Source organism: Faecalibacterium sp. Marseille-Q4164, from assembly GCF_017377545.1.
GTDB classification, from domain to species: Bacteria; Bacillota; Clostridia; order Oscillospirales; family Ruminococcaceae; genus Faecalibacterium; species Faecalibacterium duncaniae.
Genome location: NZ_JAFREJ010000017.1, coordinates 1 through 25,207, shown reverse-complemented (window position 1 = coordinate 25,207; position 25,207 = coordinate 1). Strand labels below are relative to the sequence as shown.

The following is a 25,207-nucleotide window of genomic DNA, read 5'->3' as shown; positions in this document are numbered from 1 at the left end:
ATTTTTGCTGTTTGATTACTGGATCACGATGGTGCGGCTGATCTCACTGCTGGAGTAGTTTCCGGCGGCCTTGGCCGTCTGGACATACTCGCCGGGCTCGGTGGGGAACCCGCTCTGGGTCGTACCCAGGAAATCGAAGAGACCGCTCTTCTTTTTATAGGTGTAGGTCACCTTGCCGCCCTCGACCACCTGACCATCGCTCTCGACCACGGCAGTGATGTTGTAGTTCTGGGCTTCTGCCGCAGTCATGCTGGCGGGGAGCTCCTGTGCCCAGTAGACACGCACACCCGCGCTCTTGGGCTTGATGCGGAAGAACGCCATACCGGCGGTGTTCACATCACCGGATTCCAGCGCCACAGCGCCGCCCACATAGCTGCCGGCTTCCGTAGGCTGCTCGTCCAGATAGATGCGGCTGAACACGCCCTCGGGCAGATATTTGCGGATGAGCTCCAGCGACAGCTTCATGCCGGTGGAGACATCCTTCAGCGTGGGGATGTAGAATTTCAGGACATCCATCACAGAGACCACTTCATCAGCCACCCGCAGCAGCACGCTCACGTCGTTGCCGTCGATCAGCTGCTTGATGTAGGCGTAGATGTTGAACTCCTCTTCCTGCTCAGGGTTCGCCGACATCTTTTTCGGCAGGGGGATCATCTTGAGCAGAGTGCGGATCTTGCCCGAAAGGATCAGGGTCACATAGCCCTGCGCTTCGCCGCTGGTGCCCATCACCACGCCGATATACTGGGTATCTGCCGGGGTGGTCTGGACGCTCAGGGTAAAGGGGGAGCCATAGGTCAGATCCCCGTCTGCGGTCAGGCGGATCGAGACAACGCTGTTGTTCTCATCCACGCCTGCGGTGGTCAGGTCAGGCAGTTCGCTGCCCGCCGAAGCCGCCAGCGCCGGTGTGGCCGCCGCACTCAGGGCGAACACTGCCGCCAGCAGCAATGAGATCAGCCGTTTGGTTTTCATCAGCCAAAGACCTCCTTTTATATAGGTTCTTGTATCATGCAAAAATAAGGGTGCGTGGAACACACAGCACAGTGTTCCCGCACCCTCATTTTACCGCATTGTACCGTACAGGTCAATAACGGGATTCAAGTTAAATTTTGCTCAGCTGCGGGCCCTGGGCGGTATCTTTGACAGCCCAGCCCATCTCGGTGAGCTGTGCGCGGATGGCATCCGCAGCGGCCCAGTCCTTGGCCTTCTTGGCGGCGGCACGCTTTTCCACCAGCTCCGTCACCTCGGCGGGCACCTCGTCCTTCTTGCGGTTGTACATCAGGCCCAGCACGCCGGTGATCTCATCGAACGCCTTGGCGGCAGCCTCCAGCGCAGCCTTGGAGGAAGCAGCGGACAGGGTGTTGATCTCCTTGACCAGATCGAACACGGCAGCCAGCGCATCGGGGGTGTTCAGGTCATCATCCATGGCCTTGCAGAACTTGGCGCGGGCCTCGTCTGCCTTGGCAGTCAGGGTCTCATCGGTGCCAAACGCGGTCTTGCTCAGGGCAAAATCAAGGTTCTCGCGGCAGGTGTAAAGGCGCTCCAGGCTGTTCTTGCAGCTCTCGATGAGGTCCACGGTGTAGTTCAGGGGCATCCGGTAGCCTGCGGTCAGCATAAAGTAGCGGATGGGCTCGTAGCCGTAGAGGTCTGCCACATCGCGGACGGTGAAGAAGTTGTGCAGGCTCTTGGACATCTTCTGGTTATCCACGTTGATGAAGCCGTTGTGCATCCAGTAGTGGGCAAACTCGCAGCCGTTGGCGCACTCGCTCTGGGCGATCTCGTTCTCGTGGTGGGGGAAGATCAGATCCTGACCGCCGCAGTGCAGGTCGATGGTCTTGCCCAGATGGGTGCGGCTCATGGCACTGCACTCGATATGCCAGCCGGGGCGGCCCATGCCATAGGGGCTTTCCCAAGCGGGCTCGCCGGGCTTGGCAGCCTTCCAGACGGCAAAGTCGGCGGGGTCTTCCTTCAGGTCATCCTCCATCTGGCTGCGCAGCTCACGGTTGCCGCTCTCCAGATCGTCCAGCTTGAGGTGGCTCAGCTTGCCGTACTCCGGGTCGCTCTTGACGCGGAAGTAGACATCCCCGTTCTTGGCAACGTAGGCGTGGCCGGAATCGATCAGGTCCTTGACGATGTCCAGGATCTGCTGGATGTGCTCCGTTGCACGGGGCTGGACGGTGGGCTTTTTGCAGTTCAGACCGGCGGCATCCTTGAGGTACTCGGCCTCAAAGCGCTGGGCCACTTCCTTCATGGAGGTGCCCTCCTCCTGGCCCTTCTTGATGAGCTTATCATCAATATCGGTGATGTTGGAGACATAGATGACCTTGTTGCCGCGGTATTCCAGATAGCGGCGCAGGGTATCGAACACGATCAGCGGGCGGGCGTTGCCGATGTGGATATAGTTGTAAACGGTGGGGCCGCAGACATAGATGCGGTATTCGCCGGGCACCTGCGGCACAAACTCTTCCTTCTGGCGGGTCAGGGTGTTGAAAATCTGCATAAGAACTCTCCTTCTTGTAGGGCAAACAAAAGCCGCAGCAGAACCTCTCAGTCTCGCTTCGCTGACTTACGAAAACAGAGAAGTAAAAAAAGCCCCCGATGTGATACAATCTCCCATATCACATCGAAGGCGGTTTTCAAAATCGCGGTTCCACTTCTGTTTGTCGCTCAAAGCCGATAACGGCGGCTGCCGCGCCGCGATACTCCCCAGCAGGTTTCCCGCGGCGTGCTGTCCGGGCGCACTTCACACACGCTGCTGCAAACAGGCTCCCAGCCAACGGCCCGTTCTCTCTGTCCAGCTCACCTTTGCGCTACTCTGCCCGGGTAAACGCATTTTTCCTGATACATCTGTATTATAGCCGGGCCGGGGGGAGAAGTCAAGCAGAACGCAGGCGCTGGCATTTCAGCGGCAGCTCTGCGCCGATTCAATCGATCTCGTGCTTTTTACAGAAGTGTTTGCTGGCAAAGTACATTCCCGCCCAGATGGCGATGGCAAGCACGAGGTAGAACGGGTTCTTCATGGCGGACACCAGCGACTGCCCGAAAAGGGCCATCATGGCCACCATCACGCCCTTGCCCAGCAGCATGGTGACAAGGTAGCGCTTCTCGTCAAAATCAGAGATGCCGAAGGCAAAATGCATAAAGGACGAGGGCGTAAAGGGCAGGAGCGACAGCATGAACAGGGACGCGGTGTCGAACCGGCTGACCCATTGCTCCGCCTTTTGCAGCTTGGCCGAGCGGCGGGCAAATTTCCAGAAAAAACGCTTGACGACACGCCGCCAGAGCAGGAACATCACAGTGCCGCCCAGCATCACCCCGGCCCAGCTGTACACAAAGCCCAGAAGCCCGCCGTGGGCCGCAACATTCAGCGCCACAATGGCAATGAGCGGCAGCGGCGGAAAAAAGGATTCCACCATCGCAAGGATCACGGGCGCAATGGGGCCAAGGCCGCCAAAGCTTTCCAGCAGGGCCTCCCAGAATTCCAGCGTTCCCAGCTGGTGGAGCCAGCCTATCATCGTCATTTCCATCCCGCGTGTTCCTTCCCTCTCATTTTTCTTTAGTATATCCGGTTTCTATGACACGCCCGTGAACAAAATACGAGCTTTTTTTGTCATATCACCTATACTACGAGACTGCGGGGGCCTTTCCTGCACAGGGCGGGGATCTTTATGCTTTTCCGTCGGCTTCAGCGGCGGCCTTTTCGGCCCGGGCCTGCATCCGCTCGATCTGCTGGGCGCGCATCCGTTCCCAGCGGGCAAGCCCGGCTTCGTCCGGGATCTGGACACAGCGGGCAAAGCTCCAGTGCAGGCCGTCCCGCCGGGCCAGCTTATAGCGCTGGAATACGCCCTTTCCGGCCTCATTGCCGGTACCGGCGCAGGCAGGGCAGACAGACAGAGTATACCAGCCGCTGTTGCCCTTTTTCAGCCAGATATCGTCCGGCTGCAGATCCCCGCCGCACACCGGGCAGCTGGCAGTGATGATCTTTGGGTCGCTGCGCCAGGTGGACTGCTCCACATAGCCGCGGAACACCCGGAAGTCCCGGTAATCGCCAGGGGCGGGGCAGAGGCTTGCCCGCAGGGATTCCTCCTCGGTGGGGTAGGCCGCCAGACCCGCCCGCAGGTCAAGCTTGCGGCAGACATCGGCGGTGTAAAGGGTATCGGACAGGGCATCGTGGAACGGGCGCTCCATCGGGATGCCCATCCGGGTCACAACGCTTTCCAGCGTCATGCCCTCGCCCTCCTTGCGGGGGTGCTCCCGCAGGAAGATCTGCTGCAGATCATACCACTGGGTGGGGCGGCTCTCGTCCAGATTGCAGAGGAAAAGGTTCTGCTTGAGCACCGGCACGTCATCCATGCCCCACTCGGCAAACTCGGCATCCGGGCCGCACCACTGCATAAAGCGGCGCAGCCCCTGCACGATGGGCTCGCCCCGGTCCAGGTCGGCCTGGGTCAGGCCCGTCACCTTGGCGATGTGGTGCTGCAGGGTGCGGAAAATGCGGGGCCGCAGGTGGATGGAGAAGGTATCCAGCACGTTGGCATCCTCGTCGATCTTCACCGCGCCGATCTCGATGATCTCGCCCCGGAAGGTCTGCTGCACGCCATGATAATTAAAGAGATACGGCTTATAGCCGATGTTCCATTCCAGATCAAATAAAACCAGATTGCGTGGCATTGTTGTTTGTGTTCCTCTCATCAATCAAAATCCGTGGTATGTAATTTTCACTATTGCATCCGGTGGAAACCAACTTCCCTTACTAAAGTTCGTTTCACCATTTATCGAAATCGACTCAACTTTCCCTTCTCTTTTCAAGAGACCTACAATCAAATCATGCTTGTTTACAAGCTGAACGTATTCAAAGCCCTCGCTTATAAACAGCAACCTTGCATCTTCATAATCCAAATCTTTTAAACTTTCTTCTGTTCCGGATATTGGCGCTTTAACTTCACCGTTTGCACGGTGAACCATGTTTCCAACTTCGGCTCCCACAAGAAGAAGTCCCGATAGCAGAAATAATATTATCAACACTTTCCAGCCAGCTTTTTCGTTTTCCCTGGCCTGCTCATACTCTTGCTGTCTCGTCCTTTCTCTGTACTCGTGTTCCATTCGAACCCGCTCAGTTCTCTCTTTGGATCTTTTTGTTTTTTCTTTTTCTTTGAAAACTTCGTCTATGTGCGGAAAATCCATTTGTAACTTTTTTCCACAGTAAGGGCAATACAAAAGCAGTTTTTCTTCATCCACTTCCATTTCCGCACTGCAACTTGGGCAAACCAGTTTAACCGTTTTCATGTTTGTTCTCCCACTCTTTGAAAACACTCACGCCCTATATTTTACTTCCGCAATACCCGCAGAATCGTGCTCCTGCTCCGACAAGCTTCTCTCCACAATATGGGCAGTACCGTTCTGACCGCTTTTTCTTCTCACCTTTTATTTCCTCAAGTTTGTCAAGCTCCTCCTCAAAGGCATCGTCAACACATTCTGGGAAATATTTTATCGCGTCGCTTATTCTTCCTGCAATTGTTCGCGGAATCTCCGAATCATCATTATCTGTCGACATCCAAAACTTTCCCGTCAAATGTCCATAGTCGCTGAAGTCAATCTTAAAATTCCAATCTGTAATCCCGCTTTGCGAATGAACTGTTCCTATAACAACCATTTCATCTACTTTCAGTTCAGACAAACGTTTAATGCCCTTACCAGCGCGTTTCGCAATTACTTCAAATTCTTCTTGAGTTATTCCATCATCAAAAATGCATTCTGCCGATTTTCTTCGTTCTTCTTCAGCATTTTCTATTTTTCGTTGCTCAACATTTTTAGCTGATGCATGTAAAACCGCTCCAGCAACACCCACAGCTGCAACTGCTTTCCAAAAGTTACTCATACTGCATTTTCTTTCATTTATTAGTTCAGAATAAACTTCTCGATAGCTTCCGCCACGCCGTCGTGGTTGTTGTCGGCGGCGGTGACGTAATCGGCCACAGCCTTGACGGCATCCTCGGCATTCTGCATGGCAACGCCCACCCCGGCATAGGAGATCATGGAGCGGTCGTTCAGGCCGTCGCCGCAGGCCATCAGGTTCTCCCGGGTCAGGCCCATCCGCTCCAGCAGGGCGGCAAGGCTCCTGTCCTTTGCCACACCCAGCGGCACGGCCTCGATGAAGAAGGGGCTGGAGGGGTACAGGTCGATCCGGCCCGCAAACTGCTCCTTTCCGGCGGCACAGACAGCATCCCGCCGGGCAGGGTCAAGGGTGATGAGCATTTTGCAGATCGGATAGTCCACATAGGAGGCCAGATCATCCACATGGAGCATCGGCAGCTTTGTGGTAAAGCACTCCTTGTTTGCCCACACGTCCTGATCCCGCTCACACACGATGCCCTCGCTGTTATAGGTCAGGATGGCCACATCCTGCCGGGCGGCAAATTCGCAAAGCTCCGGGACGAACTCCGCTCCCAGCTGCACCTGATACAAAGCCTCGCCGGTCACGCAGTCCACGATCTTGCCGCCGTTGTAGGCCAGCACACAGCCGCCCTTTTTGTCCAACCCCAGCTTCTTTGCCAGCGGCAGAATGCCCGCTGTGGGGCGGCCGGAGGCCAGCACGATGGTCACGCCCTGTGCGGCGGCGGCATCCAGCGCCGCGCGGGTGCGGGGGGTAACGATCTTTTCGTCATTGGTCAGGGTGCCGTCCAAGTCCAGAGCCAGCACCCGGATATTCGATCTTGCCATGATTTTTATTCCTCGTTCTCAGGCAGGGGCTTCCCGCCGGATATTTTATTACTTACCCATCTATTTTACAATGCTTTCCCTTTTCTGTAAAGCAGGAAACTTGTCCCCCGCCCAGAGACAAGCAAAAAGCCGCCCGGCGAGCAAAACCGGACGGCTGAGAAGGAAGAAAACGCTGTGTTACAGGATGTCGATGTATTCCCCGGCCAGTGCCTTGTTCATGCTGCGGACGGCGCAGAACTTGCCGCACATGGAGCAGGTGTCGCTGTGGTCATCCTCGGGCAGGCGGGCATCCCGGATGGCCTTGGCGGTCTCGGGATCGAGAGCGCAGGCGAACTGGGCATCCCAGTCCAGCACGCGGCGGGCATCGCCCATCTTGTCGTCGATATCCCGGGCATGGGGGATGCCCTTGGCGATATCGGCCGCATGGGCGGCGATCTTGGAGGCCACGATGCCCTGCTTCACATCGTCCACGTTGGGCAGAGCCAGATGCTCGGCGGGGGTGACATAGCACAGGAAGGCTGCACCGCTCATAGCGGCAACGGCACCGCCGATGGCAGCCGTGATGTGGTCATAGCCGGGGGCAATGTCGGTGACGAGGGGTCCCAGCACATAGAAGGGAGCGCCCATGCAGATGCTCTTCTGCACCTCCATGTTGGCAGCCACCTGATTCAGGGGCACATGGCCCGGGCCTTCCACCATGACCTGCACGTTGTGTGCCCAGGCGCGCTTGGTCAGCTCGCCCAGACGCACCAGCTCCTCGATCTGGCAGACATCGGTGGCATCGGCCAGGCAGCCGGGGCGGCAGGCATCGCCCAGCGAGATGGTCACGTCGTGCTCGGCGCAGATCTCACAGATCTCGTCAAAGTGCTCGTAGAAGGGGTTCTCGTTGCCGGTCATGCTCATCCAGGCGAACACCAGAGAGCCGCCGCGGCTGACAATGTTCATCTTCCGCTTGTGGGTGCGGATCTGGTCGATGGTCTTGCGGGTGATGCCGCAGTGCAGGGTGACAAAGTCCACGCCGTCCTCAGCGTGCAGGCGCACCACGTCGATGAAGTCCTGCGCGGTCAGGGTAGCAAGGTCGCGCTGATAGTGGATGACGGAATCGTACACGGGCACAGTGCCGATCATCACGGGGCACTCGTGGGTCAGCTTCTGGCGGAAGGGCTGGGTGTTGCCGTGGCTGGACAGGTCCATGATGGCTTCCGCGCCCATATTGACGGCGCTCATCACCTTTTCCATCTCCACGTTGTAATCCTTGCAGTCGCGGGAAACGCCCAGGTTCACATTGATCTTGGTGCGCAGCATGGAGCCGATGCCCTCGGGGTTCAGGCAGGTGTGGTGCTTGTTGGCGGGAATGGCCACCTTGCCCTCAGCCACCAGCTGACGGATCTCCTCCGTGGTGCGGTATTCCTTTTTGGCCACGATCTCCATTTCCGGCGTGACGATGCCCTTGCGGGCAGCGTCCATCTGTGTGGTGTAGTTCTGCATGGTACTTTCCTCCAAATGTTTCTTTTATCTTGAACAGCGCTTTGCGCGCTGAACGTACCGGAAATAGGTTTTTGCGCAGCCTTTCCTCTGTGCGCAATTGGCTCCCCCTTTGGGGGAGCTGGCATCGCGCCAGCGATGACTGAGAGGGCGAGCCGCTTTACAGCTGCTCCGCCAGTGCCTTCAGCTCCCTGCACTCGGCCTCGATGTCCTCCGCGCCGAAGATCGCACTGACAAGGGCCACACCGTTCACGCCGGTGCCCTTGAGCCGGAGCAGGTTCTCCTTGTGGATGCCGCCGATGGCCACAACGGGGATGTCCACGGCATCGCAGATGGCTTTCATCATGCCCTCGGGCAGAACGTCCACGTCTGCCTTGGTGTGGGTAGAGAAAGCTGCACCCACGCCCAGACAGTCGGCACCATGCCGGACGGCCTCCAGGGCCTCCTCCACGCTGTGGACGGATACGCCGATCATCATCTCATCGCCCACGCGCTGGCGCACCTGAGCAGCGGCCATATCCTCCTGCCCCACATGGATGCCCTCGGCGTGGCAGCGGATGGCAATGTCCACGTTATCGTTGATGAAAAAAGGCACATTGTATTTTTTGCACAGGTCGTGGAGCTCAAACGCCTCCTTCAGGAAGGCTTCCTCGTCCAGCTCCTTTTCCCGCAGCTGAACACAGGTCACACCGCCCTTCAGGGCGCTCTCCACCTGCTGATAGAGGGTCTGACCGCCCACCCAGGCACGGTCGGTGACGGCGTAGAGCCGCATATATTCTTCAGCGCACTTCATACTTGGCACCCTCTTCCAGCTGAGCCGGAGTCATATTGTAAATGGCATCAATGATGTAATTGCGGTAGGTAGCGTTGCCGTCCAGCGGGGTCAGCCGTGCATGGGCGATCTCGCCCGCAAGGCCCATGGCGCAGACGGCGGCAGCCGCAGCCTCCAGCGGCTGGCCGGGGTTGGCGGTGATAAAGGCCGCCGTCAGGGCAGAGAGCTGGCAGCCCGTGCCGGTGATGGCGCTCATCATCGGGTGGCCGTTGCGGATGCAGTAGGCTTTTGCCCCATCGGCCACGATGTCAATGGCACCGGTGATGGCCACAACGGCACCGGTCTTTGCGGCAAATGCCTTGGCAAAGGCCACCGCGCCGTCCAGATTTTCCTCGGTGACCCTGTCGGCCACATCGGCATCCACGCCCTTGGTGGTGCCCGCACCGGAAGCCAGTGTCTTTACCTCGGAGATGTTGCCCCGGATGACCGTGAACCGCACCTCGTCCAACAGGCGGTAGGCCGTCTCGGTGCGCAGGGTGGAAGCGCCCGCGCCCACAGGGTCCAGCACCACGGGGTGGCCCAGTGCATTGGCCTTTTTGCCCGCCCTGAGCATGGATTCAATGGTGCGGCTGTTCAGGGTGCCGATGTTGATGTTCAGCCCGCCGCAGATGGTGGTGATATCCTCCACCTCGGCAGCATCGTCGGCCATAATGGGCGAAGCACCGCAGGCCAGCACCATATTGGCGCAGTCGTTCACGGTGACGTAGTTGGTGATATTATGAATCAGGGGGCTTTTGGTGCGGACATTGGCAAACTGCTCTGCAAACATGACGCACCCCCGTCAGGAAAGGCTGCTCTGCATGGAGCGCAGGGCACCGGAGTGCTGCAGGCTGTACACCAGCACACCCGCAATAACCGCACCCACAGCGGTGGAGATGAGGAAGGGCACGATGTAGGCATAGAACGCGATGTCACCGGCGCTCTTGCCCATCAGGCAGATGGCCACCGGGTAAGCACACAGGCCGCCCAGAATGCTGGTGCCGAACACCTCGCCCACCAGGGTGGCGATCAGGTTTTTGGTCTTTGCGTAGACCAGGCCGCAGAGCAGGGCACCAAACATGCTGCCCGGGAAGGCCATCAGGCTGCCCAGACCCAGGATATTGCGGAGCAGCGAAGCCACAAAGGCCACGCCCACGCCCCACCAGGGACCCAGCAGCACGGCGCAGAGCACATTGACCATGTGCTGCACGGGGGCGCACTTGCTGCCGAACATCGGGAAGCTGAACACACTGCCAACCACGCACAGGGCGCAGAACATTCCAGCGAGAGCCAGCTTTTTCACAGAGAATTTTTTCATTGGAAACTCCTCTTTCTCAAAAAGCGGTCGAGGCTTGCTGGCCTCCTCTCACGCCGGAACACGGCTTCCCATCGCAGTTATTTCAAGGCTCAGGGCGCTCCCCCTCAGCCCGGAGCCGCCCGTTGCGGCGGCTTGCGGCAACAAAAAACAGGAGACACCACAGCGGTGCCTCCTGCAAAAAATCATTTTCCTATGACTTCCTACGGCGGCATTATCCGCATCAGGTCAAGGGTCGAAGTTTGGTTACTTCCTCTCAGCCCGCCTCACGAGCTCCCCTGTGTTTTGTTTTTCGTAGGGTATTGTACACCCGCCGGGGCAAAAAAGCAAGAACAAGTTTTTCTTTCGCCTTTTTGCCAAATCGCTTTTACAATTTTCCGGATTATGTTATACTTGTCCCAAATTTCGCAGCGCCCGGGGGAGCCATTCCCCGTTTTGGGACACTGCCCGGCACAAAAGGAGATTGAAGTTATGGGTCTCATCAAAGCAGCCATGGGCGCAGCATCCGGCGTGATGGGCGACCAGTGGAAGGAATATTTTTATTGTGACGCTCTGCCTGCGGAGGTGCTGGCCGTCAAGGGCCAGAAGCGGACCAATGGCCGCTCCGCCAACCGGCACGGCAGCGAAAACGTCATCTCGGACGGCTCTGTGATCGCCGTGGCCGACGGCCAGTGCGTGCTGATCGTGGAGCAGGGCAAGGTGGTGGACCTCTGTGCTGAGCCCGGCGAGTACACCTACAGAACCGGCACCCAGCCCTCCCTGCTCAGCGGCGGGCTGAAGAACATCGACAGCGTGTTTGCCGAGCTGGGCAAGCGGTTCAGCTTTGGCGGGCAGGCCGGTTCCGACCAGCGCATCTATTATATCAATACCCGGGAACTCACCGGCAACAAGTACGGCACCCCCAACCCGGTGCCTTTCCGGGTGGTGGACCAGCGCGCCGGCATCGATATCGACATCGGCATCCGGTGCTTCGGCGAATACAGCTACCGGGTGGTCAACCCCATCCTGTTTTACACCAATGTCTGCGGCAATGTGGAAAACGCCTACACCCGCGACGCGCTAGACGGCCAGCTCAAGACCGAGCTGATGACCGCCCTGCAACCCGCCTTTGCCCGGATCAGCGAGCAGGGCATCCGCTACTCCGCCCTGCCCGGCCACACCGCCGAGCTGGCCGAGGCCCTGAATCAGGAGCTGAGCGCCAAGTGGAGCAGGCTGCGCGGCATCGAGATCGTCTCTCTGGGCGTTTCCGGTGTCAAGGCCAGCGAAGAGGACGAGCAGATGATCAAGGAGCTGCAGCGCAGTGCGGCCTTTATGGACCCCACCCGCGCCGCCGCGCATCTGGTGGGTGCACAGGCCTCCGCCATGCAGACTGCCGCCTCCAACACCGCCGCCGGTCCCGCCATGGCCTTTATGGGGATGAACCAGGCCGCTGCAGCGGGCGGTGTCAACGCCCGGGATCTCTACCAGATGGGCGGCCAGCAGACCGCCGCGCAGCCTCAGGCCGCACCAGCCGCTGGCTGGACCTGCAGCTGCGGCCACACCGGCAACACGGGCAAGTTCTGTGCCGAATGCGGCAAGCCCCGGCCCGAAGCCCCGGCTGTCTGGGTGTGCAGCTGCGGTGCAAAGAACAGCGGCAAATTCTGCTCGGAGTGCGGCAGACCCCGGCCCGCCGCCAAGTGCGCCAACTGCGGCTTTGTGCCCGCCGACCCAGCCAACCCGCCCAAGTTCTGCCCCGAGTGCGGCAAGCCCTTTGGGGCCTGAGAGGGGTCTGACGCATGGCTGAAAAGACAACGAATTATCAGTGCCCGGCCTGTACCGGCCCCCTGCACTACGATGGTGCCAGCGGCAAGCTGGTCTGCGATTACTGCGGCTCGGCCTACGACGTAAAGGACATCGAGGCCCGCTACGCCAAAAAGCAGGCCGCTGCCGACACTGCCGCCGAGGGCGATGCCAAAAAAGCCGCCCGCCTGCCCCGGCAGGACAGTCCGGTGTGGAGCGAGGCCGAGGCGGAGGGCCTGAACAGCTACTCCTGCCCCACCTGCGGGGCCGAGCTGGTCCGTGACGAGACCACCGCCGCCACCACCTGCCCCTACTGCGGCAATCCCACAGTGCTGGGCGGCAAGCTCTCCGGCAAGCTGAAGCCGGAATACATCCTGCCCTTCAAGCTGGACAAAAAGGCCGCCATTGCCCAGCTGACCAGATATTACAAGGGCAAGGCCTTCCTGCCCAAGGCGTTCAAGAGCCAGAACCACATCGCAGAGATCCAGGGCGTATATGTCCCCTTCTGGCTCTACGATGCCAAGGCCGACGCGCGCGGCCGGTACGAGGGCCAGAACTCCGAGAGCCACCGCGAGGGCGATTACATGGTGACCACCACCCAGCACTACGATGTACGCCGCGAGGGCTCGGCCGACTTTACCAAGGTGCCGGTGGATGGCTCCAGCAAGATGCCCAACACCCACATGGATGCCATTGAGCCCTTTGATTACGGCGACCTGAAGCCCTTCTCCACGGCCTACCTGCCCGGCTATCTGGCCGACCGGTATGACGAGGATGCCGATGCCTGCGCCGAGCGCGCCTACCGTCGGATGTACAACTCCACGGCCGATGCGCTCCACGCCACCACCGGCGGCTACAGCGAGATCCACCCCATTTCCGAGAACATCAACGTGGATATGACCCACGCCCACTACGCCCTGCTGCCGGTCTGGATGCTCCACACCCGGTGGAAGGACAAGGATTTCCTGTTCGCCATGAACGGGCAGACCGGGCGGCTCATCGGCGACCTGCCGGTGGACAAGAGCCGGGTGGCCGCGTGGTTTGCGGGCATCAGCCTGCCCCTGATGGCAGTGCTGGCGTTCCTGCTGTTGTTATAAGGGGGTGGCAGAATGAAACACACTGCAAAACGCTTTGCCGCCCTGCTGGCCGCACTGGTGCTGGCACTCTGCCTGAGCATCCCCGCCTTTGCCGCCGCACCGCTGGTGCGGGACGAGATGGGCCTGTTCGATGCGGATACTTACAGCCAGCTGGAAGCTTCTGCCGAAGCGGCCAGCGACGGCCACGACTGCGACGTATATTTTCTGGTAGTGGACAGCATCGGTGACACCGACCAGCGCCAGTACGCCAAAGATTACTACCTTGCCAACGGTCTGGGCAGCGGCTCTGAACAGAGCGGCATCCTTTTCCTGCTGGCAGTCGGCTCCCGCAAGTATGTCACCATCACCTACGGCGGCGGCGTGACAGCCTTTACCGATTACCGCATCGAGCAGATCGAAGATGCCGTTGTTCCCTATCTCTCGGACGACGACTGGGCCGAGGCCGCCTCCGAGTACCTCTCCATGTGCGCCGACACACTGGATTTCTACGCCGAGCACGGCGAACCGCTGGATGTTGACAACGACACCAGCGGCTGGCCCATCCTGCTCCTCATCGTCATCGGTGTGCCCATGATCATTGCCGGTATCGTCTGCGGCGTGCTGTACAGCCAGATGAAAACAGCCCGGCTCAAGACCGAGGCCAACGATTACATCGGCGCAGGCTTAAAGCTGCGGGTGCAGGTGGACAACTACACCCACACCGACCGTGTGCAGGTCTACGACCCGCCCCACGAGGAGAGCAGCAGCTCCGGCGGCTCCTCCGTGGACAGCGACGGCTTTGGCGGCTCCTCCGGCGGCTCGTTCTGAGCGCCCTTTTCTCCAGCAATAAACCACCGGTTCTGCCGGTGGTTTTCGCTTGTTTTTATTTCCGTGCAACTTGCAAAAGAAAGGAAACCCAACGAATGTCAAAGAAGATCACCGCCCTGATCCCCGGAGCCGCGCTGGCACTGGGCATCGCCTGCATCGCCAAGTGGCTGGAAACGCTGGAAAGCAGCGCCGGGCTCCACCTCATTGGCGCATCGGTCATCGCCCTATTTATCGGCATGGCCATCAATGCGTTTTTCCAGCCCAACAAAACAACCGCGCCGGGCATCAAATTCACCTCTAAGAAGGTCCTGAAATTCGCCATCGTCCTTCTGGGTGCCAGCCTGAACATCCGCACCGTGCTGACCGTGGGCCGTTTTTCGCTGACGGTCATGCTCTTCACCCTGGCCACCTGCTTTGGACTGGGCGCGCTGATCGGCAGAGCGCTCGGGCTCAACTGGAAAACCAGCAGCCTGATCAACGCCGGAACCGGCATCTGCGGCGGCTCTGCCATTGCCGCCATTGCACCGGTGATCGAGGCCGATGACATGGATATCGCCTACGGTATGTCCGCCACCTTCCTGTTCGATACGGTGATGATCGTTGTGTTCCCGCTCCTTGGCCGGTGGCTTGGGCTTTCCGATGCCGCATTCGGTCTCTGGGCCGGTACGGCGGTCAATGATACCTCCAGCGTTGTAGCCACCGGTTACGCTTTCAGTGAAGCAGCCGGCGACTTTGCAACGATGGTCAAGCTGACCCGCACGCTGGCGATCATTCCGGCTGTTCTGCTCTTTGCCGCCATCAACCTGCACCTGAAAAAGAAAGAGAGCGCTCGGGCCAACGGTGTCAAGGTGAGCATCCGTTCCATTTTCCCCTGGTTCATCCTTGCGTTCCTTGCCATGTCCCTGCTGACCAGTCTGGGCCTTCTGCCCGCCGGGCTGGTTTCCGGCCTGAAGACCATCAGCAAGTTTCTGATGGTCGCGGCCCTGGCGGCCATTGGTCTGAACACGAACTTCAAATCGCTCTGCCGTTCCGGCGCAAAGCCCATGCTGCACGGCTTCATCATCTCCACATTGGTCGTTCTGGTCGCCATTGGTGTTGAGTACATGATCGGCATTGCACCCTACGGCACGCTGTAACGCTCCTGCCAGCTGAATTTTCCCACAAAGAAAGAGCAGTGCTCTCCAATGGGTCCACCCACCGGAAACACTGCTCTTTTATTGTTCCGCTTTGCTCCACAAACGCGAACTTGTCGGGGCGAGGCCCCTCCATCTGCTCTCGCAGACCGTTCGGTCACTTAAAAGCCCCACTGGGCTTTCATTGCTTCGCAAACGCGAATTTCACTTACTTAGATAATGGCAATGTCAATTTTCCTGATAATAAAAAATACAGCAGAAGTAAACCAACTATAATTAGAATACCGCCAACCACTTTAATGCCAATTCGATTAACCTTGTTATTTTTTATAATTTTATTTGCAAAAACCAATAGTAGCGCACCAACTACTATAATAAAAACAGATATTAACGGATACATGAGTTTTCTCCTTTCAAATTCCGATTTATTGAACCAAGACGAGTATACCACACTCTCCCATGAAAGAACAGGCGGATATAGCACAAAAGGCAGGATGCCATCGCCATGATGATACCCTGCCTTTGGTCGTTGCTGTTCGGGGTCAGCGTTCGGACATTTGTTGGACTTCGATGGTGCTCTTGTTGGAGAGCGTCTGCCCCAAAACCTGCTGGAACCGAGTACGGCAAACTGGAACTTGTCGGGGCAAAGCCCCTCCATCTTGCTACGCAAGACCGTTCTGTCGCTTAAAAGCCCCACTGGGGCTTTCATTGTTCCGCTTTGCTCCACAAACGCGAAGTTATCTGGTTGATGCCATTTTATCAGTCGGCCATGATCTCCTGAGAGCCCCATAGGAGATTAAGAAGTTCGCAAGCCAACCAGCTGGTACAGCAAGCCAGACAAAGGCAATGCCGAAACGCGGTGCACAGATCAGGGCAACGGACAGACGAATCGCAAGGTTCACCATGTTTGCAACGAGGAACGGACGCATAATTCCGAGACCGCGAAGGACTCCATCGGTTGCCATCTTGATACCCATGAAGATGAAAAAGTAACCAAGCCACCTCATATAGTCACCAGACACCTGATAGGCCAACGCCGTTCCGTCTTTTCCCAAGAACAGCGAGGAAATCTGCGTGTGCATCGCTTCAATGACCACAAACGCAATGGCTGCAAAGCACAGATCCAGCACCAGTGCAGCGTGGTACCCTTTTTTGATGCGTTGGGGCTTGCCTGCGCCAAGGTTTTGGGAAACAAACGGCGAAACCGCATTGCCGATGGAGACAAAAATCAAAGAGAACACATTCTCTACTCGCATCGTCGCCGAATAGCCTGCCAGCGCCTGTGTGCCGAATGGATTTACAACTGCCTGCACAATCAGCATACCGATGGACACCGTAGACTGCTGAAGAATCGACGGCACGGCAATTTGCAGCATGGATTGCAGCCCCTGCCAGTCAAATCGTTGAAATGGGCTCTCGTATCGCCGCATCCGATGAAGAAAAATCAGAAAGGAAAATATGGCGGAAATGCCTTGGGCAATCAAGGTTGCAAGAGCGGCACCGAACACGCCCAGACCAAGCCCAGCAACCATCCAAAGGTCCATAAAAATATTCAGGACAGAAGAAAAAATCAGGAGTGCCAAGGGAATTCTTGATTCACCGATGGAGGTGAACATGTTGGAGAGAATGTTATACATAAACAAGAACGGAAAGCCCGCAAAATAGACCCGCAGATACAGCACCGCCTCATCCAGAATGTCGGGAGGGGTTTGCAAGCCCCGCATCATCGGGAGGGAAAAGCATAAGCCAAAAACGCCAAGGACAATGCTCAGAATCAAAAAGCTGAGCAAGGACGTTGACACAATGGTTTTCATTTTGCCATATTCTTTGGCACCGAAATAGCGGCTCACCAGCACACCGGCACCTACGCCGGCTCCCAGTGCCACACAAATGAACACATTGGTCAATGCTGCACAGGCACCGACAGCTGCAAGTGCAGAAGAACCAACAAACTGGCCGACAATAATGGAGTCGGCCATATTGTATATTTGCTGAAAAAAACTCCCAAGAATCATCGGCATTGCAAAAACCGTCAACGCTTTGAGGGGCGCATCGGTTATCAAATACTCATCTTTCGACATTCTCATATTCCTCCATGGTATCTTGTATCGTGGTATCCGCTTTATTTGCCCTCACAACTTCCGAGTTGTTGAACCAAGCCGAGTATACCACACTCTTCCCACAAATACTACCACACAAAAAACTCCCATGCTCACATCGGAAGATGCTGTGCATGGGAGTTTTTGCTGCGCCTGTTACGGCGTATTGTTACTTATTGAAGGTCTTCTCGTTCAGCAGGCCCTCGCTCTTGGCAACGCAGATGCTGGCAACTGCATCACCCACCACGTTCAGGGAGGTGACCAGCATCTCGATGGGGCGGTTGATGGCCAGGATCAGGGAGTAGGCCAGCAGAGCGCCGTCGTTGACGAAACCCATGCCGGACAGGATGGTGAACAGGATGACAGCCCCAGCGCCGGGAGCGGCGGGGGTGCCCACAGATGCCAGCAGGGCCAGCAGGGCGACCACGACCAGCTGGCCGGGGGTGACGGTGTAACCGGCACAGCCTGCAATGAACACGGTGGCAATGACCTGCATGATGGCGGTGCCGTCCATGTTGATGGTCATGCCCAGCGGCAGGACGAAGGAAGCGATGCTCTCATCCACGCCGAATTCTTCCTCGCACACCTTGATGTTCAGGGGCAGGGTGGCGGCGCTGGAGGAGGTGGAGAAGCCGAACACTGCCACGTTGGCGATCTTGCGGATGAAGGTGAAAGGGTTCAGCTTGGCACCCAGTGCAATAACCAGCGGGTAGGCAATGATCAGGAAGGCCAGCAGCAGGACCACCGTGATCACCACATAGACCAGCGCGGGCTTGAGGTAATCGATGCCGTAGATGGCGAAGGTTCGGGTCAGCAGCACAAAGACTGCAAAGGGGGCAAAGTTGCTGATGATGAAGTTCAGGAACACGACCACCACATCGTTGACCTCGCCCAGCAGGCGGCGCAGGGTCGCGGTGCGGCTCTCGCCCAGGGTGTTCATGCTCAGGCCGATGGCCACTGCCAGGAACACGCTGGAAAGCACAGCGCCATTGCTGCCAAAGGCAGTGATGATGTTGGAGGGGATGATGTTCAGCACCACGTTCAGGGGGTTGGAACCGGTGGAACCGCTGGCTTCTGCCAGACCCTCGATGTGGGTGTTGAACAGGCCCATGGAGTAGGTGCCGTAGCCCACACAGCCTGCCAGCAGCAGCGCCAGGAAGGAGCACAGCAGGAACCAGAACAGGGTCTTTGCGGAAATGCGGCCCATGGTGCGGATGTCTGCAATGCTGCCGATGGCCAGCGAAATGGAGGTAAAGACCATGGGGATGATCACCAGCTGCAGCGCCTTGATGAAGAGCTGGCCGATGATGTAGAAGATGCCAAAGGCACGCTCAGCGCCCTCGGCGGTGATATCCTGAAACAGCAGGTTGTTGATGGTGGTCCAGGTCTGTGCCTGACCGCTGGCGTTCAGATGCTCCCGCAGGAACATAAAGGCCAGACCGGCCACCAGGCCGCAGACCAGAGAGATCGCCATGCGTTTTGCAAGGGATAATTCGTGCTTCTTTTTTGTTTCCATATCCTTTTCCTCTCACAGTACCGGTTTTTGGCTCACACTTTGCCTACTCTAGCACAACTCCCCCTGCAATGCAAGAGAAAATCACGCAAAATACTGCTTTTTTGCAAATAAGTACGACTTTTCTCCGCAAAAATCCCCCGAAAGCACTCTGCCTCCGGGGGATCTGCTTACTTATTTCTTGAACTTGAACACCGGCGTGCCAGCGGCAGCATCGCCGTTTGCAACAACACTGATCTCCGGCAGGTCATCACTGTTGGTCACGATGAGAGCCGTTGCAGTGGGGTGGCCTGCGGCACGGATGGCTTCCAGATCCACCTTCAGCAGCGGGGTGCCGGCCTTGACCTTGGCCCCTTCTTTGGTCAGGGAGGTAAAGCCCTGTCCCTTCATCTCCACCGTGTCCATGCCGACATGGATCAGCAGCTCAATGCCGTCATCGCTCATCATACCAACGGCGTGCAGGCTTTCGGGCACTTGCGTAACGGTGCCGTCAAAGGGAGCATAAACGGTGTCGCCGGTGGGCTCCACGCCGCAGCCGGGGCCCAGGATCGCGGAGGCAAAGGTCTCGTCGGGCAGCTGCTCCAGCGGGATCACCTTACCGTCAATGGGAAGCATGACCGTCATCTTCTGGCCGGAAAATTTCGTCTCGGATGCGGCCTTGCCGCCAAAAAGCTTGTCAAAAAAGCCCATAATACAAACCATCCTTCCACGGTACACAAAGTGCAGTCTTTATCCAGTTAAGAATAGCATATCCGCGCAGGAAATACAATCTGCATCCTGCACAAAGAGACACACCGCCATTTGGCAGGTGTGCCCTTACATCAGCTCCAGCAGCTGCTCCACCTCTTCCATCCGGGTGGCCCAGCTGGTGGCAATGCGGACAACGGTGTGGGTATCATCGTACTTCTCCCAGAAGCCGAACTTGGCCTTGCCTTCCAGCGCGGCCAGCTGCTCGTTGGACAACACGATGAACACCTGATTCGTGGGCGAATCCATGAAGAACGAATAGCCCTTTTCGGCCAGTCCCTTTTTGAGCACGGCGGCGGTCTCAATGGCATTTTTGCTGATGGTCTGGTACAGGTCATCGGTGAACAGCATATCGAACTGGATGCCCAGCAGACGGCCCTTTGCCAGCAGAGCGCCCTGCTGCTTGACCATGGTCATAAAGTGAGCCGGTGCGCCGTGGGGGAACACAACTGCCTCGCCGCAGAGCGCACCCACTTTGGTGCCGCCGATGTAGAACACATCGGTCAGGCGGGCCACATCGGCCAGCGTCACATCGGTGCCCTCGGCGGCCAGGCCATAGCCCAGACGGGCACCGTCCATGAACAGCGGCATGTTGTACTTATGGCAGACAGCGGACAGCGCTTCCAGCTCTGCCTTGGTGTACAGGGTGCCGTACTCCGACGGGTGGGAGATGTACACCATGCCCGGGAACACGAGGTGGTCCACATTGCCATCGGCATAGAAGGTCCTGCACCAGTCCTCAACAGTCCCGGCATCCAGCTTGCCGTTGGTGTGCGGCAGGCCGATGACCTTGTGCCCCGTGAACTCGATGGCACCGGCCTCGTGGGCGGCCACATGGCCGGTGGATGCGGCCAGCACACCCTCCCAGCGGCGCAGCATCGATGCAATGACGATGGCGTTGCTCTGGGTGCCGCCCGAAATGAACCAGACATCGGCATCCGGTGCGCCGCACGCCGCGCGGATTTTCTCCCGCGCACTGGCGCAATAGGGATCGGTGCCGTAGCCGGAGACCTTTTCAAAGTTGGTCTCCACCAGCTTCTGTAAGATCGCCGGATGCGCACCCTCGCAGTAATCGTTTTCAAAATACAGCATATACTTTCCCTCGCTCTGCATTCAAGATAAACCTATTATCTGCTTTTTGCGCAGGGTTGTCAATGTGGAACCCCCGCGTGGGCGGGGAAAAGTATTACACCTTTTTTCTCAGCTTTACAAGCAGATCCTTCAGATTCAGCAAATGATACAAAAACCGCCCCGATCTCCTGTTACGGAAACCGGGGCGGTTCACTTGCATTATTTGTGCTTTTTCAAGCGCTCACGCAATTACTTGCAGGGGTTCTTGATCGCAGCCTGAGCGGGTGCCAAAATTACAGAGCGTTTGGAGTAACGATGATACGTTATTTGTGAATTTCCAGTGTGTTTTACCCCATCTCCGCAATGATCTTCTCCAAATTTTCTTCCTGCAAATAGAATTCCGGCAGTTTTGCCTTGTCATACCGCATATAGGAAATGTCTTTCGTCCGCTGTTCCAGCAAGTTCGTGAAGAATCGCTCCCAGCTGAAGAATTCGCTGCTCTCGATGAAATCTGCCGGATGTTGCAGGATTTCAAGAATGTCCGGCTGTCCGAGCAAATCCGCTTTCAAAAGCAGCCATTCCAGGGATTCCGGCAGGTACAAGCTGAACTTTGCGTTGTCCTCCTGCATCAGGCGATAAATGTCGTTCATCTGCGGGCCAAATGCCGCACCATCCGCAATTACCAGAACCTTCTCGGATTTCAGCAGAAGAATCTTTTGTTTGATGTTATCTTTTCCTGCCGCAGAGATACAGACAATGCCGTATTTCTCACCGATGTTTGTAAACAGCTGATACCCGGAATTTGCATCCTCTGTCAGCAGCTTTTCAACACCTTCCAGCTGCACATTGCTGGCTGTCAGCGAATCATAAATCGGGTACGCTTTGTTATAGGTCCGTTTGAAGCGGCTGGTGGTCTTTTTCAGTTCCAGAATGGCGTTTACGCTGTACGGCAGGGTACTCAGATCTTCTCTTGTGACCAGCACATAGTAGTTGTCCGAATGTTGGATTGCACGGGCGAAATCCAGACTCGAAACAAAGGTACTGCCTTCATCTACAAACACGATGCTGTCATGGGTCGCATTCAGCTGCAATTCCCAGTTAACACCCGACAGTACCCGGCACGGCTTATCACAGCTCACTGTTACGCCGCTCTGTCGGCCATAGGTCTCGTATGCTTGCAGCATCTCTACCAGCGTTGTTTTTCCGGTGGCGCTGTCCCCTCGCAGAATCGTAATGTTCCGTTCCAGTTCGATTGTGAAAACGACCCGTCCACTTCGGACTTCGATTTTATGTTTTCCCTTCATCCTATCGCCTCACACAAACTGAAATGCAATCGGCATCAGTTCTTCCATGCTGTGCACCACATCACCGGTATTCAGGACTTTCACATCCACCGGGAATTTTTTCTTGCCGAAATCCATGAGATGCCGCAGGTTGATGGTCAAGTCCTTCTTTTTCGCCAGCTTCAGAATAAAGGGTGCACAGTTATCGCCACAAGTTGAGGCATTGAATACCTTTTCCGGGTCATTTGCCATCAGCAAAAGCGTTTTCGTACCGCCAGACAGTTTTTCCGGCGAGATGACCCCCAGAACCGGGCTTTCCACCGCATGAGGGCCTTTGACATCGGACTTGTCAATTTTCTTGATGACCTCTTTGGCAAAGTCAGAAGTCAGCCATTCATCTTCGTAGGTATAGTTAAAATAGACCGAAGTATTGTAGACAGCCTCCGGCATATCTCCAAAGTAGATGTTCAACATGGTATCACCTCGCAGATGTGAGTCATTTTCTATTATTGTACCTTCTTTCCACTCACAAAACAAGACGTAAAAGGCTCTTGACCTCCTATTACAGAAGCCAAGAGCCTTTTATTACACTATGCAAATTTCAGTCGATTCCTATTTTTTCAATGTGCAATCACAATATTTCGTATCAGCAGAAAATAATTTTCACCACCAAAAGAAAGGGTTTCTCTCTCAAAACGCATGAAAGGCTCACAGTGTTTTAGATTCCTTCGATTTGATGTTGGAGCTTGTTAAGCTCCCGTTGAAGCTTCTGGTACTCTCTGGGGGAAACAGCAGACTTCATATGGTCTGCTAACGATTGCATAGTAATGTATAAATTGTATGTCTCTGCCGGATTTTTCAGAGTTCGTTGTTCTGTTTTGACTCCTTCATTAATAGAAATCTGTCCGATAACTAGTTTGATATACTTAAACAGTTCGGAATCTTCGGAGTAGTCAGCCGGAGCATAAAAATTGATTCGACCATCATTGAACAGTTGATATACTTTCTCACGCTTGTTCTTTTCAGGGTCGAAAACACCAATTGAATAACCGCCCTTGCTCTTTACAAGGCGCATACAAGGGATATCTGTAGCACTGTCTCCAATATAGACGATATTCTCATATGGAGTAACAAGGGCAGACTCAGGCACACTATCGTTTACTCTCTCATCGTACTCTTCAAAGATTCCTTTGGCAATCCGGAATATGAATTGAGTCTTATTGGTATAGTTTACGGCCTGTGCTGGCCATTCGGCAACACCATCCGCAGAATACAGGTACGACGATGCATAGACGCGGCTGAAATACTGGGCGATATTACTTCCTTCAATAATCTCCTTCAGCCCGGACGATATGATGTAATGATGAACTTCAATACCATTTTCCTCACCGTACTGATTCACCCGTTCAAACCACGTATCCACTCCATTGTATAAGGGAACGTCCTTTCCTACCTAGTTGAAGTAGCTACGACTGAGGGGTTTTCTAAGAGCTTTAGACTTGACAACAAGCTGATACATCCAAGCGAGATTGTTGTCCATAAGGTTGTCTTTTGCAAGTTGATTGGACTCTGGCCAAAAATCCTCAGGTCTCATTCCAAGTGAGGGAATCAATGTGAACGACTGCATATCATCGGGAGAAAGAGTTTTATCGAAGTCATAGCATATTGCCATGCGCGGCTTTTGAGTCACAACTTCTTGTCTTGCATTTTCGGACATTTAGAGTCCCTCCTTTATTTACGTTGGTTTATTACTTTTTATTTTAGCGTAAAAATCGACAAAAACAAGGGGCGCGTATGTAAAAGAGTCTCGCACAAAATAGCAGCACATCAAAAAATCCCTTGACTTCCATTACAGAAGTCAAGGGACTCATTTCACTTTTAAACTATTTATGCCATAGAAAAAACCTTATTTCCTTGGACTTTTAATCGCAGCCTGGGCGGGTGCCAAAATTACAGAGCGTTCGGAGTAACGATGATACGTTATTTGTGAACTTCCAGTGTGTTTCACCCCATCTCCGCAATGATCTTCTCCAAATTTTCTTCCTGCAAATAGAATTCCGGCAGTTTTGCCTTGTCATATAGAACGAATGGGCGGCGTTTGCAAGGAGCAGTCACGCACAAAGCGCCCCCGGCTTCCTGTCATGGAAACCGGGGGCGCTGCGGTTTTATGGGAAACGCCTCAGGCGCTGCAAAGCCTCAGTGCAGCAGAGAGCTGACCCATGCCCGGGCGGCCGTCTTGGCCTGGAGCTTATTGTACATCTTCAGGGTGGTGTTGTACACCTTCTGGCTCATGGCATTGCTGGCGTTGGTGGCGGCAGCCTGCTTGGCCTCAAGCGTGTCGGCAGCGGCAACAGCGGCCTTCATATCGGCGTAGTCGGCCATGATCTCCTGCTGGAGCGCGGCGTAGCTGGCCTTGGCTGCAGCCTGATCCTTTGCGGTGACCTGATTGCCATTGCTGCCGTAGGTCAGCAGGTTGGAGAGGGCGTCACGCACGCCGTAGAAGGAGTCGGTCCAGTCGTCCGGGTAGGTGTAGTAGCGGCCCTTGGCATCCTGATACCAGACGCCCTCGGTGGGCTGCTCGTCGGAACGGGTGACCTTATGGACCGAGACCTTGTAGACATCTGCGGTGTCGGTGGTCAGCATCGGATAGTAAGGGACGAAGGCGTTGTACACGTCGTCGTCAAAAGCGGTCCACTCGGTAATGGCGGTGTTCAGATCGCCGGTGGCGCTCACCTGGAACAGATGAGTCTCCACATTGCCCGTCTTGCCGATGGGCTCGGTCTGAAAGAAGTGGATGGAATCCTCCACCGAGAACTTCTTGGTCAGCTGGATGTTGGAGTAGACCGGGACGATGGCACCGTTCTCGCCAACGTTGCTGATGGCAAAGTCGGTCTCGCTGTAGTTGTCCTTCGTAAAGGTGTCGGTGCCGTACAGGTAGTTCAGGCCGGCGGCCATGCGGTCCGATGCGATGTCGCCGTTGTAGGAGGCATCCAGGTCGATGACGTTAGCAGCGGCATCGCCCACAAAGGTACCGGCCTTCTGGGCCACGGAGATCAGGTTGGCAGAGGCCACCACATGGTCGGTGTCATCCAGATCGATCTTGCCCATAGCGGCGATGTTGGGCTGCATGAAGACCACGCTGGAGGAGAGCTTCAGGGCAAGGTAGGTGTGGCCCGTCAGGTTCTCCACGAACCAGGTCTCGTTCTGGTCGGCAATGAACACGCCGGAGCCGCCGGCTGCACCGGCGTTGTCGTAGATGGAGGTCAGCAGAGCAACACCCTCGCGGGCCGTGGAAGCTTCGCTCAGCAGCACCGTGGTGATCTCGGCTTCCTCAATGCCGTTGTCCACAT

The 25,207-nt window shown here is 56.3% G+C and carries 25 protein-coding genes and 1 riboswitch; of the genes, 4 read left to right on the top strand and 21 right to left on the bottom strand.

Annotation, left to right across the window (positions count from 1 at the left end):
* Positions 1-15: 15 nt before the first annotated feature.
* From J3352_RS11970 to thiW, 11 genes are all read right to left on the bottom strand, one after another.
* Positions 16-969, bottom strand: coding sequence for a hypothetical protein (locus tag J3352_RS11970; protein ID WP_156067393.1), 954 nt, complete (start codon positions 967-969; stop codon positions 16-18).
* A 130-nt stretch (positions 970-1,099) separates the two neighbouring features.
* A complete protein-coding gene (gene cysS, locus J3352_RS11965; RefSeq protein ID WP_005930099.1) occupies positions 1,100-2,497 on the bottom strand; it encodes a cysteine--tRNA ligase in 1,398 nt (465 codons plus the stop codon).
* A 424-nt stretch (positions 2,498-2,921) separates the two neighbouring features.
* Positions 2,922-3,524: a TVP38/TMEM64 family protein gene (locus tag J3352_RS11960; RefSeq protein ID WP_097772932.1), complete on the bottom strand. Its 603-nt coding sequence runs from the start codon at positions 3,522-3,524 to the stop codon at positions 2,922-2,924.
* Between the two features lie 139 nt (positions 3,525-3,663).
* A complete protein-coding gene (locus tag J3352_RS11955) occupies positions 3,664-4,668 on the bottom strand; it encodes a 3'-5' exonuclease (protein WP_156067391.1) in 1,005 nt (334 codons plus the stop codon).
* Between the two features lie 24 nt (positions 4,669-4,692).
* Positions 4,693-5,283: a hypothetical protein gene (locus J3352_RS11950; protein WP_097772934.1), complete on the bottom strand. Its 591-nt coding sequence runs from the start codon at positions 5,281-5,283 to the stop codon at positions 4,693-4,695.
* Positions 5,284-5,317: 34 nt separating this feature from the next.
* Positions 5,318-5,875, bottom strand: coding sequence for a zinc ribbon domain-containing protein (locus tag J3352_RS11945; protein ID WP_097772935.1), 558 nt, complete (start codon positions 5,873-5,875; stop codon positions 5,318-5,320).
* Positions 5,876-5,895: 20 nt separating this feature from the next.
* A complete protein-coding gene (locus tag J3352_RS11940) occupies positions 5,896-6,717 on the bottom strand; it encodes a Cof-type HAD-IIB family hydrolase (protein WP_097772936.1) in 822 nt (273 codons plus the stop codon).
* A gap of 177 nt (positions 6,718-6,894) precedes the next feature.
* Positions 6,895-8,205, bottom strand: coding sequence for a phosphomethylpyrimidine synthase ThiC (thiC, locus tag J3352_RS11935; RefSeq protein WP_005930119.1), 1,311 nt, complete (start codon positions 8,203-8,205; stop codon positions 6,895-6,897).
* Between the two features lie 157 nt (positions 8,206-8,362).
* Positions 8,363-8,995, bottom strand: a complete 633-nt coding sequence (gene thiE / locus J3352_RS11930; RefSeq protein WP_005930122.1) for a thiamine phosphate synthase — start codon at positions 8,993-8,995, stop codon at positions 8,363-8,365.
* Positions 8,982-9,803 (bottom strand): hydroxyethylthiazole kinase, encoded by an 822-nt coding sequence (thiM, locus tag J3352_RS11925; RefSeq protein ID WP_156067389.1) that lies wholly within the window; start codon positions 9,801-9,803, stop codon positions 8,982-8,984. The genes thiE and thiM overlap by 14 nt, the downstream gene beginning before the upstream one ends.
* A gap of 12 nt (positions 9,804-9,815) precedes the next feature.
* Positions 9,816-10,331, bottom strand: coding sequence for an energy coupling factor transporter S component ThiW (thiW, locus tag J3352_RS11920; RefSeq protein WP_005930128.1), 516 nt, complete (start codon positions 10,329-10,331; stop codon positions 9,816-9,818).
* Between the two features lie 180 nt (positions 10,332-10,511).
* Positions 10,512-10,618, bottom strand: a riboswitch (TPP riboswitch).
* A gap of 181 nt (positions 10,619-10,799) precedes the next feature.
* Between thiW and J3352_RS11915 the strand changes: the two genes are divergently transcribed.
* From J3352_RS11915 to J3352_RS11900, 4 genes are all read left to right on the top strand, one after another.
* Positions 10,800-12,089: an SPFH domain-containing protein gene (locus tag J3352_RS11915; protein ID WP_156067387.1), complete on the top strand. Its 1,290-nt coding sequence runs from the start codon at positions 10,800-10,802 to the stop codon at positions 12,087-12,089.
* A 14-nt stretch (positions 12,090-12,103) separates the two neighbouring features.
* On the top strand, positions 12,104-13,204 hold the full coding sequence (locus J3352_RS11910; protein WP_156067385.1) for a Trm112 family protein: 1,101 nt from the start codon (positions 12,104-12,106) through the stop codon (positions 13,202-13,204).
* A gap of 12 nt (positions 13,205-13,216) precedes the next feature.
* On the top strand, positions 13,217-14,011 hold the full coding sequence (locus J3352_RS11905) for a TPM domain-containing protein (RefSeq protein ID WP_156067383.1): 795 nt from the start codon (positions 13,217-13,219) through the stop codon (positions 14,009-14,011).
* Positions 14,012-14,106: 95 nt separating this feature from the next.
* Positions 14,107-15,147 (top strand): YeiH family protein, encoded by a 1,041-nt coding sequence (locus J3352_RS11900; RefSeq protein WP_156067381.1) that lies wholly within the window; start codon positions 14,107-14,109, stop codon positions 15,145-15,147.
* 205 nt (positions 15,148-15,352) lie between these two features.
* On the opposite strand, the gene J3352_RS11895 is transcribed toward J3352_RS11900, so the two are convergent.
* From J3352_RS11895 to J3352_RS11850, 10 genes are all read right to left on the bottom strand, one after another.
* Positions 15,353-15,853: a hypothetical protein gene (locus tag J3352_RS11895; RefSeq protein WP_156067379.1), complete on the bottom strand. Its 501-nt coding sequence runs from the start codon at positions 15,851-15,853 to the stop codon at positions 15,353-15,355.
* Positions 15,854-15,881: 28 nt separating this feature from the next.
* Positions 15,882-17,225, bottom strand: coding sequence for an MATE family efflux transporter (locus J3352_RS11890; protein WP_156067377.1), 1,344 nt, complete (start codon positions 17,223-17,225; stop codon positions 15,882-15,884).
* Between the two features lie 187 nt (positions 17,226-17,412).
* Positions 17,413-18,759 (bottom strand): dicarboxylate/amino acid:cation symporter, encoded by a 1,347-nt coding sequence (locus tag J3352_RS11885; protein ID WP_156067375.1) that lies wholly within the window; start codon positions 18,757-18,759, stop codon positions 17,413-17,415.
* Between the two features lie 171 nt (positions 18,760-18,930).
* Positions 18,931-19,446, bottom strand: coding sequence for a PTS glucose transporter subunit IIA (locus J3352_RS11880; RefSeq protein ID WP_035393390.1), 516 nt, complete (start codon positions 19,444-19,446; stop codon positions 18,931-18,933).
* Between the two features lie 126 nt (positions 19,447-19,572).
* Entirely contained in the window at positions 19,573-20,595 is a 1,023-nt protein-coding gene (locus J3352_RS11875; RefSeq protein WP_156067373.1) for a low specificity L-threonine aldolase, read from the bottom strand.
* A gap of 326 nt (positions 20,596-20,921) precedes the next feature.
* Complete coding sequence (locus J3352_RS11870) at positions 20,922-21,878, bottom strand: hypothetical protein (RefSeq protein ID WP_005936655.1); 957 nt, start codon at positions 21,876-21,878, stop codon at positions 20,922-20,924.
* Positions 21,879-21,887: 9 nt separating this feature from the next.
* A complete protein-coding gene (locus J3352_RS11865; RefSeq protein ID WP_005936657.1) occupies positions 21,888-22,331 on the bottom strand; it encodes a DUF4869 domain-containing protein in 444 nt (147 codons plus the stop codon).
* Positions 22,332-22,575: 244 nt separating this feature from the next.
* Positions 22,576-23,259 (bottom strand): HAD family hydrolase, encoded by a 684-nt coding sequence (locus J3352_RS11860; RefSeq protein WP_197036559.1) that lies wholly within the window; start codon positions 23,257-23,259, stop codon positions 22,576-22,578.
* Positions 23,260-23,310: 51 nt separating this feature from the next.
* The gene (locus J3352_RS11855; RefSeq protein ID WP_005936663.1) at positions 23,311-23,574 is read right to left on the bottom strand and encodes a hypothetical protein; all 264 of its coding nucleotides are present in this window, start codon (positions 23,572-23,574) and stop codon (positions 23,311-23,313) included.
* Between the two features lie 479 nt (positions 23,575-24,053).
* Positions 24,054-25,207 (bottom strand): C69 family dipeptidase (locus J3352_RS11850; protein ID WP_207700515.1); only part of this gene is annotated, 1,154 nt, incomplete at its 5' end.

Bases quoted from the DNA above. Each gene is read 5' to 3' on its own strand.
- J3352_RS11945 (WP_097772935.1), bottom strand. From the start codon at position 5,875: ATGAGTAACTTTTGGAAAGCAGTTGCAGCTGTGGGTGTTGCTGGAGCG.
- J3352_RS11885 (WP_156067375.1), bottom strand. From the start codon at position 18,759: ATGGAAACAAAAAAGAAGCACGAATTATCCCTTGCAAAACGCATGGCG.
- J3352_RS11855 (WP_005936663.1), bottom strand. From the start codon at position 23,574: ATGTCCGAAAATGCAAGACAAGAAGTTGTGACTCAAAAGCCGCGCATG.
- J3352_RS11910 (WP_156067385.1), top strand. From the start codon at position 12,104: ATGGCTGAAAAGACAACGAATTATCAGTGCCCGGCCTGTACCGGCCCC.
- J3352_RS11890 (WP_156067377.1), bottom strand. From the start codon at position 17,225: ATGTCGAAAGATGAGTATTTGATAACCGATGCGCCCCTCAAAGCGTTG.
- J3352_RS11960 (WP_097772932.1), bottom strand. From the start codon at position 3,524: ATGGAAATGACGATGATAGGCTGGCTCCACCAGCTGGGAACGCTGGAA.
- thiW (WP_005930128.1), bottom strand. From the start codon at position 10,331: ATGAAAAAATTCTCTGTGAAAAAGCTGGCTCTCGCTGGAATGTTCTGC.
- J3352_RS11915 (WP_156067387.1), top strand. From the start codon at position 10,800: ATGGGTCTCATCAAAGCAGCCATGGGCGCAGCATCCGGCGTGATGGGC.
- thiE (WP_005930122.1), bottom strand. From the start codon at position 8,995: ATGAAGTGCGCTGAAGAATATATGCGGCTCTACGCCGTCACCGACCGT.
- J3352_RS11895 (WP_156067379.1), bottom strand. From the start codon at position 15,853: ATGAAAGCCCCAGTGGGGCTTTTAAGCGACAGAACGGTCTTGCGTAGC.
- thiM (WP_156067389.1), bottom strand. From the start codon at position 9,803: ATGTTTGCAGAGCAGTTTGCCAATGTCCGCACCAAAAGCCCCCTGATT.
- J3352_RS11880 (WP_035393390.1), bottom strand. From the start codon at position 19,446: ATGGGCTTTTTTGACAAGCTTTTTGGCGGCAAGGCCGCATCCGAGACG.
- J3352_RS11865 (WP_005936657.1), bottom strand. From the start codon at position 22,331: ATGTTGAACATCTACTTTGGAGATATGCCGGAGGCTGTCTACAATACT.
- J3352_RS11900 (WP_156067381.1), top strand. From the start codon at position 14,107: ATGTCAAAGAAGATCACCGCCCTGATCCCCGGAGCCGCGCTGGCACTG.
- J3352_RS11950 (WP_097772934.1), bottom strand. From the start codon at position 5,283: ATGAAAACGGTTAAACTGGTTTGCCCAAGTTGCAGTGCGGAAATGGAA.
- thiC (WP_005930119.1), bottom strand. From the start codon at position 8,205: ATGCAGAACTACACCACACAGATGGACGCTGCCCGCAAGGGCATCGTC.
- cysS (WP_005930099.1), bottom strand. From the start codon at position 2,497: ATGCAGATTTTCAACACCCTGACCCGCCAGAAGGAAGAGTTTGTGCCG.
- J3352_RS11870 (WP_005936655.1), bottom strand. From the start codon at position 21,878: ATGAAGGGAAAACATAAAATCGAAGTCCGAAGTGGACGGGTCGTTTTC.
- J3352_RS11970 (WP_156067393.1), bottom strand. From the start codon at position 969: ATGAAAACCAAACGGCTGATCTCATTGCTGCTGGCGGCAGTGTTCGCC.
- J3352_RS11940 (WP_097772936.1), bottom strand. From the start codon at position 6,717: ATGGCAAGATCGAATATCCGGGTGCTGGCTCTGGACTTGGACGGCACC.
- J3352_RS11955 (WP_156067391.1), bottom strand. From the start codon at position 4,668: ATGCCACGCAATCTGGTTTTATTTGATCTGGAATGGAACATCGGCTAT.
- J3352_RS11905 (WP_156067383.1), top strand. From the start codon at position 13,217: ATGAAACACACTGCAAAACGCTTTGCCGCCCTGCTGGCCGCACTGGTG.
- J3352_RS11875 (WP_156067373.1), bottom strand. From the start codon at position 20,595: ATGCTGTATTTTGAAAACGATTACTGCGAGGGTGCGCATCCGGCGATC.